Here is an 18,321-nt window from a genome sequence, read left to right as displayed (position 1 = left end):
GACCGGTGCGACGCGAGTGTTATTAGCGAATTGTTCAGCGAATGAGGGACAGCCCGTAGAGGAGGAGCCCGAAGCAGCTGACGACGATGGTCCCGCTCCCCACCGCGGCGGACATGAGCCACCGGGCGACCGGGTTCTCGTCGGTCAGTTGCGTCGCGAGCGCGCCGCGGAGCAGGCGCGTCGCGTCTTCAAAGAGGCGCTGGTCGCTCGAGACCCAGCGCAGGGTGACCGTGTGCCCGCTCTCGAAGGCGTCCAGCTCGAACAGCGGTACCCCGGAGAGCCACAAATTTCCGCGGCGCTCGAGTGGGCGGCCGAGTTGCTCGAACACTTCGGTGAGCAGCACCTCGAACGCGGCCGGTTCGATGTTGTAGACGACCAGCGACCGGCGCCGCGAGAGGAGCGCGAGCGCGAGCCCGCCGAGCACGAACACGAGGTAGAAAAAGACCAGCAGCGACCAGGTGACTTTCTCCTGAATCCACACGGCGCGGAGCTGTTCAAAGTTGCCGCGCATCCAGAAGCGGACATTGGACTGGAGGAGCGAAAGGACCATCGCACCGCCGAAGAAGATGAACCCGGACAGCCCCAGCGCGACGCCGGCGAAGTCCCACGTCCCCGCGACGGGGGTGGGGCGCTCGCGGCGCGTAATCTGGACGAGCCAGAGCAGGTACATCGTCAGTGGGATGAGGCACAGCACGCCCGCGAAGCAGACGACGAGGATGAACGGAAGTACCAAGTGACCGGTCCCCGTCGGGTATCGTCATGATGTGACGAAAGTGTTTGGTTCATCCTAGGTTGTGGCGGCGGGCGGGTCAATTCGAGGCTCGTGCCGGGAGCCGCGTTGCGTCGCTCGCGCTCCCATTACAAAATCTCCCCTTTCCTTTTCGCCCCTTCGGTCATAAACTTCCCCTACGCAGATAGGACGCGGCGTGGAGCAGCCCGGTCAGCTCGCCAGGCTCATAACCTGGAGGTCGTAGGTTCAAATCCTACCGCCGCAACTTGTTGTGTTAGTTTGACTTGAGACGGCCCGCTGATGACAGATGTTGTCAGCGGGCCGTTTTCGTTGACATTTCCAAGCTTCACGTCCAATCCGTTCGGGATGGTTGACGCCCTCACGCACCCGGCGGGCGCGCGATCGGCATGCGCGGCGGGGCCGTGTCCCACATCAATTTCACCTCATCGGGCGTCAGCCCGAAGGCGGCGTTCACCACGTCCGACACCTGTCGTTCGAGTTGCTCGGCTTCACGGGCGAGCGCGTGCAGCGGGAGCACGGACTTCCCGTATTCGTCTTTCAGTCGCTTTAACTCCGCGACCCCGAACCCTTTCTTGCTCTCCTTCTTCACTTCGGCGACGAACGCATCCGCGCTCAACGTGGCCGGAACCTGGAGCTTCTGTGACGCCTTCTCGACATTGAACTCGCTCCGCAGCCAGTCCAGTATCGCGGCGCGCCCGCCCTGCTGCTCGCAGGCCAGTTCGATCAGACGCCCGACCGCAGCCTCAACCTCGGCACGCTGGCCGTCGGTGGGCTTGGGGATGGGGATCGTCTGAACAAACTCCCGGATGAATCGCAGCGCCTCGTCTTTACCGTGCTGTGCGTTGCGCCAACAGTATGCCCACATTACTGGGGCATTCATGACGGCGAGTACCCAAAGATCTTCTGTCGGAAGGATGTACACCGTGTTGTTAATGTGCAGACCACGCGAATCGAAATTCCAATCCGCGCGCCAAGTAATTTCGGGATAGATCAGCTTCTTCTTCTCGAACGCATTCCAGTATGCGCACGACCGCAACTCCCACCAGTGTTCGCCTTGGTCCTGTCGTTTGATAAGCGCGTCACGGAACTGGTTGAGGTGAGCATGAACGGCCGGGTATGTCTGGCGGAAGATAGCCTCGGCATCCATTCCGGTTGCGGTCTTGGACCACGGCCACTCGTGATTATTACTCGACTTCAGCGCTAGCATCCACAACTTCACCCATCCGGCATTCCAACGAGAATTATCTTGTCCTCTGAGATACGGCTTGCACAGGTCTGCAGACTTTAGATCGGCCGCAACAAGTTTATCCTTCGTTGCATTGTCGAGGAGGAACGCTTCATTCAAGCCGGTTTTGATCCCCGACAAAGGTTCCGCACCGATGAATTCCCGCAGCGGCACGCCAGCCGCGCGAATCTTGTCCATCAGCGCCGTCGCGCCGGGCGGTTCGAGGCTCCACGGCTCCGTGCCGAAGCGCGAGCGCGGCACCGCGACGCCTTCATCGGCGATTTGTTGAGAGAGGTCGTCCACGCGGGTCTGCTCGCGCGGCAGGATACAAACTCTGACATTCTGGGTGGGGCAATAATGTCAGAGGGTTTTCGAGCCACGAGGATACACGGGAACACGTCGGCGTCCGGGAACACTTCCTTGTTGTGTCCGAGATCGACGACCGATTCGACCCACGCCGATTCGCCGTATAGTTTGCGGAGCGCTTCGCCGTATCCGGCCTTCATCCACTTGTTCGTGACGATGTACCCCAGCCGGCCGCCGGGCTTCAGGACGTTCAGCCCGAGTTCGTAGAAGTAGACGTACAGGTCCGCCACGCCGTCATACGCCCGGTAGTGCTTCTCTAAGAACGGTTTGTCGTCCTTGATGATCTCTTGCCGCACATAAGGTGGATTGCCGATTACCGCATCGAACCCGCCGTTTGCGAACACCTCTGGGAACCGCGTGCGCCATGCTTCCAGGGGTGGGCCGTCCGCAACCACGCTGTTTCCCTGAACGATGTTCGCGTCCAGCGCCGTGAGTTTCTTGCCCTTCTCGGCTGTCTTGATCCAACACGACAGCCGAGCGATTTCGACCGCTTCGCCGTTCAAGTCCATCCCGAACAGGTTCTTTGTGAGGATCGTTTCGTCCACATCGAACAGCGTGGGTTGCCCGCCGCGCAGTTCGGTCAACCGGGCGTTGGCGTCGCGGTATTCCGCGAACAACTGCTCGAACGCTTCGATGAGGAACGCGCCGCTCCCACACGACGGATCGACCAACCGGATCGTTTGAAGCTCCTCGATCCAAGCCCCCCAGAACCGTTCGAGGGCTTCCGTTTGAGGTTTGTTGAGCTTGTCGAGGTTGTACGTCTGCGGGGCTTCGAGCGCGCTCTTCGCGGTCTTCGTGGCGCTCGCGTGGTGGTGTGCCCGGAGTGTTTCGAGCCGCTCTCCCAGAACGGGGCCGAGCGTTTCGCGGACGATGTAGCGCGTGATGAACGCCGGGGTGTAGAACGCCCCTTCCTTCTTGCGCTTCGTCGGCCCGCTCGGTTCGGACAGCACCCCGCCGGTGCTGACGATCTGCCGGTGCATCTCTTCGAGGTCCGAAATGGACTGCTCGAAGATGTGCCCCAGGATCTCCACGTCGACCAGCTTCGCGGCATCGGTCGCGTCGCGCCCGTACTCGTAATCGGCCAGCTTCTTGAACCCCTCGCACACCTCGTCGGGCACCGCGAGCGCATCAATGAATGCGTCCGGGGCGAACAGCCCGCCGTTGTACGCATCCACCTTGAGCGCCGGGTTGCCCATGTCCACAGAGCGGAACAGCGCCTTGAAGTTCTCCCACACCGGGCGCAGGTTGAACGGGTCGGTGTGGGTGTAGGCCCGCGCGACGATCTGTGCCGGGAGCAACTCGCGGTCCTCGCAGAACGCGACGAACAGCACGCGGTCGAGGATCTTCTGCGTCGCGGCGAGGAGTTGGCGCGGGTCGCGGTTCGGGTTGTGCGTGCGGATCGCCTGGAAGGTTCCGCGGCGCAGTTCGCGGTACTCGAGGTAGAACCCGACGGTGAGTTCGCGCCCGACCGTGCGCGACTCGGCGAACAGCGCGTCGAGGTGGTTCTTGCCGTCCGCGCCGGCGAGACGCTCGGCCCCGAGCAGGAACACGAACCGGCGGTACTCGTCGTCATTATCGGCGAGCCGGGCCGTCTCGAACCGCTCGTAGTGCGCCGTATCCTGGCGCTTGTAGTAGAGCCGAATCTCCTTCAAATTCGTGACGAGATACCAGTCGATCTTCATCTGGAGCGCGTAGAGCGCGGCCTGCGTAACGGCGGAATGCTTCCGACTGCCGAACGGCCGGTCGAGCGGGTCTTTCGGACCTTTCCCTTCGAGCACGGCAACGAACGCATCGCTCGTCGTGGTGAACCGGCCTAAACCCGCGTCCGCGAATTTTCCGTCCACCTCACTGAACGCTTCGCGCTTGAGCGTGTGGGGATCAGCGGGCGCCCGAGTGTAGCCGAGCGCGGCCTCGAACACGTCGGAAATGAACCCGGGGAGCAGTTCGGTTTCTTTCTTCGCGTCGAGCTTCTTCGCGCCGAGTTGCTTGGCCCAGTCTTGTATATTCGCGCGGGCCGCGATCGCAGGTGGTAGGAGTGCGAACCCTTTGATCGCGTTACGGACCGCCGCGGGGTGGAACAGGGGCTTGACTTCAGTGGGCATCAGCGGAACCTGGGGCGCGGGAGGGGAGTCGCGTCTCAGGGTATCCGGCCGCAGTTGGAATGTCACCCGCAAGCGCGCTGGAATGCGACAGGGCGGCCGATTTCGCGCGCCCCAACCGAAACGCACAGACGTGGTGCGTTGGTAATCGAGACGTGGGGCTCCGCGCCCGGGGATCGCGTTCTCACATATGCGTTGTTTCGCGCGGAATCGGGTGCCCACTCGACCGTGACGAGTAGCGGCACCCGTGGCCGAATTGCAGGTCTTCGATCACGCGGATACGCGCGGGCGGTGGGAACGGGGCCGACCGCAGCGCGGTCCGTTACTGTGCCCCGTTTCACCACAGAACAATCACGCGACGTAAACGCCGTTCTGGTCGAAACCCGCGGAGAGCAGGCTGAGTAACTCCTGGTGACCGGGGCCGAAGGCCTTAAAGTGCCCCCGCGCACCGGCGCCGGAACCCGCGAGTACCGCGGTGACGCCGTTCACCTGCCCGGTACCCACGCGGACCCCACCCGTGAACGTCCGATCGAACGCCAGGAAGCTGTCTTCCAGCGCAAAATCCCGGCCACTGAACACCTTCACGTGCCCGCCCGGTGCCCCGGCGCCGCTCCCGGTGATGATGTCGGCGAGCCCGTCGCCGTCCACGTCACCCGCCCCGACGTAGACGCCGCCGTTGAACCCGGCGTAGGGCAGGAGACTCGCGAGGAGCCCGCCGCTCTGACCACTGAAGACTTTGACGTTGGCCGGTGCCCCGGCGCCACTCCCGGTGACGATGTCGGCGAACCCGTCCCCGTCCACGTCCCCTACCGCGACCCGCACGCCGCCCTTGAATCCCGCGTCGTAGGCCAGGAAGCTCCTCATCAGCGACCCGTCCTTGCCGCTGAACACCTTGACGTGCGGGGTAGCGCCCGCGTCGGCGGCCACCACGATGTCGGCGAACCCGTCCCCGTTCACGTCGCCCGACGCCACGAACACCCCCCCGGCGAATCCGTCGAACGCCAGGAAGCTGAACCGCTCGGCACCCGTGGCCCCGTCGAACACTTTGACGTGCCCGCCCATCGCCCCGGTGCCGGTGCCGGTAATGAGGTCCGCGGTCCCGTCGCCGTCCACGTCACCGGACGAGACACGGACCTCGCCCCGGAACCCGGTGTACGCCGGGACCGACGCACCCGGTAGCCCTGTCGCGGGGTCGATCTGTTGCACCATGCCGCCCACCGCCCCGAGGACGATTCGGGTATCGGCGTCGTCATTCGTTATGGTCCCGGTGCCGCTACCGGCCGCAATGGTGGCGCTGACGGGCGACGCGAGCACAACGCGGAACGTCTCGTCGGCTTCCGTCGCGGTGTCACCGGTGACGAAGACGGTGACGGTTTGTGTGGTCTCGCCCGGCGCGAACGTCAGCGTTCCGGAAACGGGCGTGTAGTCGGTGCCGGCGGTCGCCGTCCCGTCGGCCGTGGTGTACGCGACCGTAACCGTCTGGAGGCTCGGCGCGGACAAGGTAACGGTGAACGTGAGGGCGGTGGTCCCGCTGTTCCCTTCGGCCGTAGACGCGCTGGAAATTGAGAGCGCCGGCTGAGGGACGGCGGTCAGGGTCACGTCGTTGCCGTCGCCGCCAATGTAAGAGATCCGGAACGTGGTGCTCCCGAGGAGGAACGTCCCGCCCTCACTCAACCCGACGAAGGTCCCACTTACCACATCGCTCATGTCGTTGGCGATGATGATAAACGTGTCGCCGCCCGTCGGCGTGAAGCCGAACGTGGGCGCGAGCGTCGCCCCGGCCAGCGCCACCGTGCCGGTGACGTTGAGCTGGTCGTACTGGGTGCCGGCCGTCGTGCCGTTGATGGCGACGGCGTAAGTCGAACCGCTGGCGAAGGTGGCGCTGCCCGAGGCGAGGGCGCCCACCGGGGTTCCGGGGGCGACCGTGGCCCCGCTGACGAGCGTGAACGCGGGGAGGGCACCCGAGCCGCCCAGTGTGGCCCCGCCGGCGACCGTCACCGCGCTGCTCGCGGCGATGCTGCCGTCAACGAGCAGGGTACCGCCGGTGACGCTCGTTGCACCACTGTAGGTGTCGGTCGCGCTGAGCAGAAGTACCCCGGCGCCGGTCTTGGTGACGGCGGCCGAGCCCGAGATCGCGCCCGAGAGCGTTAGTGTCCCGCCCGCGGCCACATCGATCGCTTGGTTCCCCGTTAGGTTCGTGGCGAGACCGATCGTCGAAGTGCCGGACGCGTAAGTCGCGGTCACCCCGTCGTCGAGTTGGATCGCGTTGCCGGTGAAGGAGAACCCGGCGCCGTCGATCGTGATCGAATTAAAATTGGTCCCGGCGACGAAGTCGTTGACGCTGCTCGTCCGGGCGGCCCCGGTGGGGAAAACGAGATCGTCGCCCGCGATCGGGGCAACGCCGCTGGCCCAGTTCGCCGCGGTGGACCAGTTGCTGTCCCCGCCCAACCCGGTCCAGGTGTCGGTCCGAGAGACCAGAGTCAGGACGACGTCGTTGCCGTCGCCCCCGGTGTAGCTGATCGCGTAGGTCGCGGAACCGGAGGTGATCGTGGCGCCCTCGGACAGCCCGTTGAACGTGCCGCCGACCGAGCCGACGGTGACGTTACTAATCAGGGTGAACTGGGTCCCAACGGCGGGCGCGTAACCGATGGAGAGCGTGAGCGTGGCGCCGTAGAGGTAAACGCCGCCCGTTGCGTTGATCTGATCGTACTGGGTGCCGGCGGTCGGCCCGTTGAGCTCGGCGCTGTAGATCGAGCCGCCGTCGGTGAACGCGAGGGCGCCCGTGTGCAACGTGCCGGGCGAGTTGCCCGGGGAGAGGGTGCCGATGCTCGAGATCGTCACCGCGGGGACCGTGCCCGAGCCGCCGAGGGCGCCGTCGACGAATACTGCGTTGCTGGTGGCGAGCGAGCCGTTGACGATCAGCGCGCCGTCGCCGACGTTCACGTTCCCGGTGTGCGTGTTGGTGCCCGTGAGGGTCAGCGTGCCGGTGCCGTTCTTATCGAAGTCGACCGCGCCACTGATGACCCCGGTGACCGTCAGCGTCGTCCCCCCGGCCACATCGAAGGACTCATTATTGGCACCGGTGATCCCGATGTCGCCCTGAATGGTGTTGCCTCCCGAGACGCTGTTGATCTTGCTCCGGTTAGTAACAGGGACGCCGTTAAGATTGATCGTGTTGGCCAGCGTGATCCCGCCACTCAGGTCCAGCGACCCGCCGCTGGCGACCGTTACTAGGCCCGTTCCGAGTGCCGAGCCGTCGCTGATTGCGAGGGCGCCGCCCCCGTTGAGGCCGTTCGTGATAGTCGTCCCGCCGTCGTAGGTGTTCGCGCTTGTCAGGGCAACCGTTCCCGCGCAGACCTTGGTGAGGGCGAAGCTGCTGGCGCCATCGGAGATCACGCCACTGAACGTCAGGGTGCCGCTGAGCGAGCCGATGGTGCTATTGGCCCCCAGCGTGATCGCGCCGGAGATTGTATTGTTGCCGCTCCCGTTGAAGACCGCCCCCAACCCGCCGAACCCCGCGCCGCTGATGGTGATCGGCTCTGGCACCGTGATTCCGCCCAGCAAGGCCAGTGAGAACCCGCTGTTGACGACCGTCCCGGCTGACGACGAGCCCAGGGCGTTATCGCTGGCGATCTCGATGGCCCCCGCGGTGATCGTGGTAATGCCGTCGTAGGTGTTGTTCCCCGAGAGCAGGAGCTGGCTGTTCGCCCCCGCCTTGATGAGCCCCGCGCCGGTCCCGCTGATGTTGGCCGTGATCGAGAGGTCGGGGTCGAGGTTGGAGTTGTTGCCGACCGTGAAGGTGCGGGTCGCCCCGCCCAGGTCCAGGTTGCCCGAGATGACGGAGGTGGTGGCGGCGGAGTTGGTGGTGACGTTGTCGCCCAGGGTGAGCGTCCCGGTGCCGGTGGCGACCGTGGCCCCGGTCATGGTCAGGGTGCCGATCTGGTCATCGAAGTTGTTCAGGCCGAGCACGGCCCCGTCGTTGACGGTCACGGTCGCGGCGTCGGGGATCTGGTTCGAGGCCAGGAGCGCGACCGCGTCGTCGGTGCCGGAGCTGTTGCCGACGACCAAGTTCCCCGCGAACGCGTTCACGCCGGCCGTCTTGTTGAGTTCGAGCCGCCCGGCGTTGACGGTGGTCGCACCCGTGTACGAGTTGGCCAAAGCCCCCGCGTACTGGAGCGTGCCCCCGCCGATCTTGGTAACGCCGAAACCGGTGCCCGAGATCGCGCCGCTGGCGACCAGAGTTCCGCCCGTGGTAACGTCGAACGTGCTCGACGAGTGCAATGAAATGGGCAGCGCAACCGCCGAACTTCCCGATGCGTAAGTGGCCAGCAGGCTCCCCGCGAGGTCGAGCGCGTTGCCGCTCAAAGTGTAGCCCGCGCCGCCGATGGTCAGCGAAGAGAATTGAAGGCCGGCGAGGTCGTTGACGTTCGTGAGCCTCTGGGCGCCGGTCGGGAACACGAGCGCATCGAATTGCGAAGGCGCGGCGTTCCCGACCCAGTTCGCGGCGTCGGACCAGTTGTCGGTCGTACCCCCGCCGTCCCAGGTGGAGGTCTGGACGTTGACGGAGGTGACCGTCAGGGTCACGCCCGAACTGAAGTATCCGACCGAAAACGTCACGGGACCGACCGCCAGGCTACCGAACTGGCTGATGCCGTTGAACCGCCCGGTGATCGCGGAGGAGATCGTCTGCGAGACGATCTGGAAGCTGGTATTCACTGTCGGCAGGTAGCCGAGGCCGATGTCCAGGGTCGCGCCGTTCGGGTTGAACAGGGCGGACCCGTTGGTGAGTTTCAGTTGATCGTAGCCCGTGCCGACGGTCGACCCGTTGAGGTCGATGTGGAGGATCGAGGAGGTCGTGAGGGTGAGCCCGGTCGCGTTCGAGTACGTCAGGATTCCAGAGCCGCCCACCGTCCCCGGATCGACGACCGACGCCGCGGTGTCCGTGATCCCCGGGCTATTGACCGTGCCCGAGCCGCTCAACGTGCCGCCCGCGAGGGTCACCGCGCTCGTGATCGTGCCGTCCACCCGCAGCACGCCCGCGTTGATGGTCGTGGCGCCAGCGTAGGTGCTGGTCCCGGAGAGCGCGAGGGTGCCGGCGCCCGATTTGGTGACCGCGCCGGCCCCCCCGAGCGAGAGGGCGACTGTATTGGTACCGGTAGCGGTCGTGTCGGTCAGTCCCGTGGCAAGGGCGACCGCCGCGCCGGACAGGGCGTAGCCCGAAGCGCTCAACTGGATCTCATCGACGGACAGCGAGGTGATGTCGTTCGCGCTGGCGAGGCGCACGGGCGCGGACGCGAAGATCAGCACGTCGTCGGAGGAATTCGGGACTTCTTCCCCCGCGCCGCCGCCGGACCAGTTGCCGATCGTGCTCCAGTTCGCATCGACGGTGCCGGTCCACGTCAGCGTGGTGGGGACGGTCCGGTCTTCCAGGTGGGTCAGCGAGAGGCGGGGCGGGAACGCCCGGCGGGTCTTTCGGTTGGGGCGGGTCGCGATATGGAGCCGGCGCCGAATCGAGTCAATCCAGTTCATGTTTGTCAACTACTTTTGGGCACGACTGCGGGCTTGCTGGCATTAAATGTTGGCAGCAATCCCGCAATCGGAAGGGGGAGTAGACTCTCAAAAATCCGAGTCTGCCCGGACCCTAGTTCACGCCACGCGCGATTGAAGGGACTGGCCGTGTAAATTCCCGTCAACATGGGTAAAGAAGTGACAACATTTTGATCTCGCGCGAATGTTCAGGAACAGACGCAGGAAATAGTCGTAGCACTGGAATAATAAGTACGTGCGTAGCAGATACGGACCGGGAAATCACAGCAATTTGAGCGCAAATTGACTCGACCTGTGGTCCGGCGGGTTTACAGGGGCTCTGTGAAGAACGACCCGATGGGCCTTCTCGAATAGGATGCCGCAGTGTCCGGTTTCTACCACCCAATAATCTGCGATCTGCTCTATCGGCGGCCCATCGCATTCTGGCTGAGGTCAACGCCTCAGTGACGGCGCGGGTGTCAACTGAGCGGCCAGGTATCGACGAAACTGGTCGCCCATAATGACCAGTCAGCACGCGGCGGCCGTCGCGGTCCTGGCACCTCCATCCGGCGGCGAAACAAACTCCGTCCCCAATCTCTGTTGCAAGTTCGGCCGTGGCCTTGCCCGACGGGAATTATGAGAGCGTGATGTGAGTGGCACAGCGCACTCTTCCGAACATCTTCAAACGGCTACAACAAGTTTCACATCCGGTGGCCCGTCTCGCTCTCCTCGGGCCGCACCTCTTAATTCACCCAATCAGGAACCGTGTCATGCGAGGGAACCGCTTCCTCCGCCGGTCGGCCGCGTGCGTCGGTCTGATCGCCCTGGCCGGGCTGCTGAGGGCTGCCGAGCCCGCACCCGCTCCCCGTTCCGCCGGCACCGCGGCCGCGCTCGCACCGTTAGGGCGCGAGACGTACCTGCTCCCGCCGAAGGAGATCGCCGACGCGGTTCTCGCGTCCCGCGGGGAGATCGTGGCCCTTACGAACCTGAGCCCGGACGGGCGCAAGTTCCTGATCGCCAAGCGCGACCCGTTGCCGCCGGTCGAGCGCCTCGGGGCGCCCTGCGTCCACCTCGCGGAGATGGCCTTCGATCCGGTCGCGTGCCGCTCGCGCGAGCTGTGGGTGGGCAGCGCGGAAGCGCTTGATCTGTTCTTCCCGGCCGAGCGCCGCACCGTGCCCGTGCGGGTGCCGTCGGGCGCGCGGATTGCGAGTCCCGCATGGTCCCCGGACGGTTCCAAACTGGCATTCTTCGCGCTGTTCCCGGACGCCACGCACATCTGCGTCGCCGACACTGAAACCGGCGCGTGCCGGAAGGTGACGCAAACGCCGGTGCTCGCGACCCTCGTGACGGCGTTCCAGTGGTCCCCGGACGGCAAGCGCATCCACACAGTGCTGTTGCCGGATGGAGGAAAGCGGCCGGTGCCGAAGCCCGGGATCGCGACCGAGCCGAAGGTCCGAATCGCGCGAGACGGCAAAGACCCGTCGCGCACGTACCGGTACCTGCTCGAATCGCCGTACCAGATGCAGTTGCTCGAACACCTGCTCACCGGTCAGGTCGCGGTCGTCGGCGTCGAAGACGGCGCGGTCACGCCGATCGGGGAACCGGCGATGGTCCGCAGCGTCAGTGCGTCGCCGAACGAAAAACAGTTCCGCGTGGCGACCGTGAAGAAGCCGTTCTCGTACTACGCACCCTTCCAACGGTTTGGCACGCAGGAGAGCATCTGGGACAAGTCCGGCAAGTCGCTGGTAACACTGTCCGACCGCAACCTGCGCGAGACCGAGACGCCGCCCGTGGTGACCCCGGCGACGACCCCCACGCAACCGCCGTTCCCCAAGGGCGGGCTAACGAAGGGCGCACGCGGCACGGGCGGCACCCAGCCGGTGCCGGACCCGACGCAGCCTGCGCCCACGCCGCCGGTGAACCCAACGAACCCGGACGACGCGCCGACGGTCGCGCCCGAACCGTTCGACCCGGACGCCAAGCGTGATCTCTCGTGGCGCCCGGACGGGAAGGGGATGTCGTTCTTGCAACTCGAACCCGTTGCCAAGGATGCCAAGAAGGACGATGCGAAGAAGGACGACACGAAAGCGGTGCGCAAGGACCGCGTCATGCAGTGGCTCCCGCCGTTCGGGAAGGACGACGCGAAGGTCGTGTACGAGTCGCCGAACCGGATCGTGGGGGCACAGTATTCCGCCGACGGGCACTGGCTGTTCATCTCGCAAACTGTGGACGCGCAACGGCAGATCACCGCGATCGATGTCGCCAATCCCAAGACGACTTACGTGATCTCGCGCGGCGGTTCCGATTTCGCCACACCGAAGAAGGACGAACCGCCAGCCAAGAAGGACGGCGGCGACAGTGACAACGAGGACGCCGATGACGAACAGCCCGGCGCGGGGCGCGGCGGAGCGACGGTTGGTCTTGGACTATTGGCTCGTCCGCTCGGCGCAGTGAACGTAGTCCGCGTGTCGAACACCGGTACCGTTTACCTTTCGGGCACCGAGCGCGCCCGCGGCGCCGGGGAGGGTGCGTTCCCGAAGCCGTACATCGACGCCGTCAACATCAAGACCGGCAAGAAGACCCGCGTGTTCGAGGGCAAGGCCGATGTGCTCGAAACGGTCGACGGCGTGGACGGTGACGACGTCAAGTACGTGTTCACCACGCGGCAGAAATCGAACGTCGTGCCCAACTCCTACGTGACCGACGTCGGCACCGGGAAGGCGACGAAGTTGACCGACAACGTGGAAAAGAGCGCGTGGTTCCACGAACTGAAGACCGAGCGCTTCCGCGCGACCCGGGCGGACGGGATCAAGTTCTGGGTGAAGGTGACGCGGTCGCCCAAGGCCGAGGGCAAGCTCCCGGCGCTGTTCTGGATCTACCCGCGCGAGTACGCGGACCAGGCCGACTACGACGCCAAGGCCGGTCGCGGCGGCACCGGCACCGGTCCCGGGGCGACGGCCGGGCGCTACACCGGGCCGGCGCCGCGGAGCGTCGCGATTCTCACACTGGCCGGGTACGCGGTGGTCGAGCCGGACGTGCCGATCGTCGGCCCGACCGGGCGGATGAACGACAACTACGTCCCGGACCTGCGGAACGGACTGTGGGCCGCGATCGACGAGTGCGACAAGCGTGGGCTCATCGACCGGGACCGGCTCGCGTGCGGCGGGCACAGCTACGGGGCGTTCAGTACGGCCAACGCGCTGGCGCACACGCCGTTCTTCAAAGCCGGGATCGCCGGGGATGGGTGCTACAACCGCACGCTCACCAGTATGTCGTTCCAGTCCGAGCGCCGGCAGCTCTGGGACGCCCGCGAGACCTACCTGGAAATGTCGCCGCTGTTGCGCGCGAACCAGATCAACGGCGCGCTGCTGATGTACCACGGCATGGAGGACGCGAACGTGGGCACGCACCCGATGAACTCGGAGGCGCTGTTCGCCGCGCTCGACGGGCTGGGCAAGCCCGCGGCGCTGTACATGTACCCGTATGAGGGCCACGGGCCGATCGCCCGCGAGACTAACCTCGATATGTGGGCGCGGTGGCTCGCGTGGCTCGACCTGTACGTGAAGAGCGCGAAGGCGAAGTAGTCTCATGCGGTCTCGGTTCGATTGTTTTCTGTAGCCGGCCTCTGTCAACGAATTGCAAACGTGGGGCGCCAGCGTTTTTGGTTTTTTGCCCTCTCCCCTTGCGGGAGAGGGCCGTCGCGCTTCGCGGCGGGGTGAGGGGTTGCTTCCACACTCGGGACGTTACCCCTCACCCGGTTCGCAAAGCCTCACCACCCTCTCCCGCAAGGGGAGAGGGCAAAAACCAAAGCGGAATCGGCGCCCACGTTTGCAAGCCGTTGCGAGAGGCCGGGAGGTGCTGTGCTTGTGCTAAGCCGACTCGCTCGAGCTAACGCATACCTGTTTCGCCGGCCGCGTCCCTTCTCATAGAGGGACCGGTCGAACTCCCACACACCGAGGTTCCTGCCAATGGCCTCACGTTTCTTGGTTCCGCTCGCGCTCGCGATCGGAACCGCCTTCCTCTACCCCGGCGGCGCGGCGCGTGCTGCGGAACCGGTCGCGCCGAAGGTCACCACTCCGAAGACGCACTTCGGCTTTAACCTGGGCGACGATTACTCCCTCGCCAACTACGAACAGTACGCCGCGTACCTCGCCAAGCTCGCGAAGGAGTCCGACCGCATCAAGGTGGTCGACATCGGGCGCACAGAGGAACGGCGCCCGCAACTGATGGCAGTCGTGACGTCCCCGGCCAACCACAAGCTCCTGTCGCGCTACCAGACCATCGCGCGGGATCTGGCGAATGCCGACGGGATCACGTCCGAGGCGGCGAAGAAGCTGGCGGCCGGAGGGAAGGCCGTCGTGTGGATCGACGGCGGGCTGCACGCGAGCGAGGTACTGTGCGCGCAGGCTGTGGCCGAGACCGTTTACCAGATGGTCAGCGGAACCGATCCCGAGACGCTCCGCGTGCTGGACGACGTGATTATCCTGTTCGTCCACGCGAACCCGGACGGGCACGACCTCGTGGCCGACTGGTACATGCGCGATAAAGACCCGAAGAAGCGGTCGCTCGGCGGGCTGCCGCGGCTGTACCAGAAGTACATCGGGCACGACAACAACCGCGACTTCTACGCCAACACCCAGGCCGAGACGCGGAACATGAACCGCGTGATGTACCGCGAGTGGCTCCCGCAAATCGTGTACAACCACCACCAGACCGGCCCGCCCGGTACGGTTTTGTTCTGCCCGCCGTTCCGCGACCCGTTCAACTACAACTTCGACCCGCTCGTGGTCAGCGGCATCGACGCGGTCGGGGCGGCGATGATGCAGCGGTTCCTGGTCGAAGACAAGCCCGGCGCGACGACCCGCTCCGGGGCGCGGTACTCGACGTGGTTTAATGGCGGGCTCCGCACCACCGCGTACTTCCACAACATGATCGGGCTGCTCACCGAGACTATCGGCAGCCCGACCCCGATCCGCGTCCCGTTCAACCCCGCGATGCAGCTCCCGAAGGCCGACCTGCTCAGCCCGGTCGCGCCGCAAGAGTGGCACTTCCGCCGGTCGGTCGAATACTCCGTCACCGCGAACAAGGCCGTGTTCGATTACGCATCCCGGCACCGCGAACAACTGCTGTACAACATTTGGCTGATGGGCAAGAACGCCACCGAACGCGGCAACAAGGACAGTTGGACCGTCACGCCCAAGGTGGTCGCCGCGGCGAAGGGCGCACGCGGCGCGGATGCGTTCCAGAAGTTCTTCCGCGACCCTGCGAAGCGCGACGCCCGCGGGTACATCGTCCCGGCCGATCAGCCCGACTTCCTGACGGCCACCAAGTTCGTCAACGCCCTCATCGGTACTGGGGTGCGGGTACACCGTGCTACAAGTGCGTTCGAGGTGGGTGGGAAGAAGTATCCGGCCGGTTCCTACATGGTGAAGTCGGCGCAGGCGGTCCGCGCGCACGTGCTGGATATGTTCGAGCCGCAGGACCACCCGGACGACTTCGCGTACCCCGGCGCGCCGCCGACACCACCCTATGATGCCGCGGGCTATACGCTCGCGTTCCAGATGGGGGTGCAGTTCGATCGTGTTCTGGAGGGCTTCACCGGTCCCTTCGAGGAACTGAAAGACGAGATCCCGCCTCCGCCGGCCAAGGTGCTCGACGCGAACGGAGTGGTCGGATTTTTCCTCCGCTCGAACACCAACGATGCGTTCCGCGCAATGAACCAGTTGCTTGCAGCAGGTGAGGAAGTTCAGCGCCTGAAAGAGCCGTTCACCGCCGATGGCGTGAAGCACCCCGCCGGGATGTTCTTTATCGTCAAGAAGGACGGCACGCAGGCGCGGCTGGAAAAGATCGCCCAAACTCTCGGCACGCGGTTCGTCGGCAGCACGGAGGCGCCCGGGAAAGAGGCGGGCGCGCTCAAACCGGTGCGCGTCGCGCTCGTGGACCGGTACGGCGGGTCGATGCCGTCCGGCTGGACCCGGTGGCTGTTCGAGCAGTTCGAGTTCCCGTTTACGGTCGTGTACCCGCCGGACCTGGATCGCGGCGGGCTGCGCGACAAGTTCGACGTGATCGTGGTCGTGGACGGCCTGGGTGGTGGGCGCGGCGGTGGTGGAGGTGGGGGCGGCGACCAGCCGCCGGAACCGAACGCGGTGGACGAACTTGCACTGCCGGCCGACTTCCGCGGGCGCCGCGGGAGCATCACCGCTACCAAGACCGTACCCGAACTGAAGAAGTTCGTGAGCGCGGGCGGGACGCTGCTCACCGTCGGTAGTTCCACTTCGCTCGCGAACCAACTCGGGCTGAAGATCGAAAGTCATCTCATCGAGACGGGGACCGACGGGAAGGAGAAACCGCTCGGGCGCGACAAGTTCTACGTGCCCCCATCCGTGCTCCGCGCGAAGGTGGACCCGGCGCACCCGCTCGCGTGGGGGATGTCGGACGAGGTGGACGTGATGTTCGCGAACAGCCCGACGTTCCGGTTCCCGACCGGTGCCGCTGCGAGCGGGCTGACGCGGGTGTCGTGGTTCGCGGGCAAGACGCCGCTGCGGAGCGGGTGGGCCTTCGGGCAGGAACATCTCGACGGGGGGACGGCAGTGATCGACGCGGCGGTGGGGAAGGGGAGGGTAGTGCTGTACGGCCCCCAGGTGCTGTACCGGGCACAACCGCACGCCACGTTCAAACTGGTCTTCAACGCAATCGTGCGTGCGGGCCAGAGCGAGTAGCGGCGTCACACGAGCTGGTGAGTTTGCTGTCAGAGTTAACCGGGCGGTCACTCGTTTCGGGATCGTCATATCGGGTCGGACGAGTGCTGCGCGTTGCACGAGCCGCGACCGCGAGGGAGCGGGGCGCGGCTCCCCGGGGTTACCATGAGATCCTCGCGTGCGGGAGTGCCTCCCGCTCCCTCGCGGTCGCGGCTCGTCCGAGCCTCCTTACGAGCCGCGACCGCGAGGGAGCGGGGGCGCCAGGGCCGATGAGTGTGGAAGTGTGCTGGCGTGAGGCTCCACCCGCTCGTGAACACTCGCGGTTCGCCCGAGTCTCTTGGCGAACCGCGAGTGTTCACGAGCGGGTGGAGCCTCACACATTTCGCGGCCCTTCTGCCGAGATTCAATCGCAAGCGCTTGAGCACTCAGTTACCGTGTTGTTTGACGTGTACCGGTAGCCCAAGCGCTCCGCTCCGGGGCGGTTCCACAATTCTCTGCACCGAAGGCCCCGATGCTGAAAATCATGTTCATCACTGCGACCCTCTGCGTTGCTCCTCTCGATCGGGGCGCCAGGGCCGAAGATCCAAAGGAGGGGGCGCCCTCGAAGAAGGTAACCTTCAAAGCGCCGAAAGAGTGGGAGGCACTCGGACCCGACAAGACCGGGATCGTGACGGCCCGCTTCCAGACCGGAGAGGCGGCGAGCGCCGTTACTGTAACGCTCGTCGAGCTCGCAGGCGAAGGCGGCGGGTTGGGCGCGAACGTCAATCGGTGGCGCACCCAGGTCGGTCTCGAGAGCCTCGCCGAAAAGGAGGTGCTCAAGGCGCCGGACCCGATCAAGGTGGACGGCGCGACCGCTCACCGCCTCGACGTGACCGGTCCCGCGGTCGGGGACAAACCCGCCCCGCGCATCATCGCCGTCGTGGTCAAGAGTGGTGACGCAACTTGGTTCATCAAAATGAACGGGTCGGCCGGCGCGGTCGACAAACAAAAGGCCGCGTTCGACGAGTTCGTGAAGTCGATCCGGTTCGAGAAGTGATCGCGGGCGCCCGGCGCTGACACACGTCCGGGTGGAAAAAGATAAAAATCTTGGCGGTGCCGTACCGTTCCACTATACCAATTTGCTCGCATCGACCGCTGGTAAAGCGGACCGGTGCGTGCGGCCGTCGGTCGTTCAGTACGCAGCGATATTTATTTCGTTGGGCTGATCGGCCGGTCCGAATTTGTACGATTAACATCTGCGATTCGGACCGCCGGAAGAGTCTCGCGAGTTGTGCGACGCATCACGCACTCCAGCGGGGCTCGGCAGAGGGATGACAATCGGATCGGGCCGAAGACTCGGTCGCTGATCCGGCCCTCGCAACAGAATCTTTGGAGAGGGTTGACGGGACGCGATGCGGTCCCTAATCTAATCAACGCAGGCGACTCGAGGCAAACGCATGTGAGTGTTTGCGATAGAGTTCCTGCAAGAAGCGGGCCGTGTGACGGTCCGCGTGTTTGATCTTTGACAACTTGGTGAAGCAAGTTAGTTGCATCTTCTCGGTGCCGCTTGTGCTTGGTTTGGTTCCCGTGAAAGCGGGTGCCGGCCGGGGACGGGTGGTGGCGAGTGTACGACAGAGACAAGACACGAGCCTTAGAATGCAGAGAAAGTGGCAACAT

At 65.1% G+C, this 18,321-nt stretch carries 7 protein-coding genes and 1 tRNA gene; 4 read left to right on the top strand and 4 right to left on the bottom strand.

Annotated features, from left to right (window positions below; genetic code table 11):
* Window positions 1-34: 34 nt before the first annotated feature.
* Window positions 35-733, bottom strand: a complete 699-nt coding sequence (locus tag J8F10_RS17630; protein ID WP_210655826.1) for a hypothetical protein — start codon at window positions 731-733, stop codon at window positions 35-37.
* 187 nt (window positions 734-920) lie between these two features.
* On the opposite strand from J8F10_RS17630, the gene J8F10_RS17625 reads away from it, so the two are divergent.
* A tRNA-Met gene (locus tag J8F10_RS17625) sits at window positions 921-995 on the top strand.
* A 114-nt stretch (window positions 996-1,109) separates the two neighbouring features.
* Here J8F10_RS17625 and J8F10_RS17620 read toward each other — a convergent pair.
* From J8F10_RS17620 to J8F10_RS17610, 3 genes are all read right to left on the bottom strand, one after another.
* Window positions 1,110-2,279, bottom strand: a complete 1,170-nt coding sequence (locus J8F10_RS17620) for a TaqI-like C-terminal specificity domain-containing protein (RefSeq protein WP_210655825.1) — start codon at window positions 2,277-2,279, stop codon at window positions 1,110-1,112.
* Entirely contained in the window at window positions 2,174-4,444 is a 2,271-nt protein-coding gene (locus J8F10_RS17615) for an Eco57I restriction-modification methylase domain-containing protein (protein ID WP_210655823.1), read from the bottom strand. Before J8F10_RS17615 ends, J8F10_RS17620 begins: the two co-directional genes overlap by 106 nt.
* Window positions 4,445-4,792: 348 nt before the next feature.
* Window positions 4,793-9,970 (bottom strand): beta strand repeat-containing protein, encoded by a 5,178-nt coding sequence (locus J8F10_RS17610; RefSeq protein ID WP_210655821.1) that lies wholly within the window; start codon window positions 9,968-9,970, stop codon window positions 4,793-4,795.
* A gap of 767 nt (window positions 9,971-10,737) precedes the next feature.
* Here J8F10_RS17610 and J8F10_RS17605 point away from each other — a divergent pair.
* From J8F10_RS17605 to J8F10_RS17595, 3 genes are all read left to right on the top strand, one after another.
* Complete coding sequence (locus J8F10_RS17605) at window positions 10,738-13,551, top strand: prolyl oligopeptidase family serine peptidase (RefSeq protein ID WP_210655819.1); 2,814 nt, start codon at window positions 10,738-10,740, stop codon at window positions 13,549-13,551.
* A gap of 384 nt (window positions 13,552-13,935) precedes the next feature.
* On the top strand, window positions 13,936-16,686 hold the full coding sequence (locus J8F10_RS17600) for a M14 family metallopeptidase (protein ID WP_210655817.1): 2,751 nt from the start codon (window positions 13,936-13,938) through the stop codon (window positions 16,684-16,686).
* Between the two features lie 490 nt (window positions 16,687-17,176).
* Window positions 17,177-17,701 (top strand): hypothetical protein, encoded by a 525-nt coding sequence (locus tag J8F10_RS17595; protein WP_210655815.1) that lies wholly within the window; start codon window positions 17,177-17,179, stop codon window positions 17,699-17,701.
* The last annotated feature ends 620 nt before the right edge of the window (window positions 17,702-18,321 follow it).

The sequence above is a fragment of the Gemmata palustris genome, assembly GCF_017939745.1.
GTDB lineage: Bacteria > Planctomycetota > Planctomycetia > Gemmatales > Gemmataceae > Gemmata > Gemmata palustris.
This window is presented reverse-complemented; position numbering and strand designations above follow the sequence as displayed.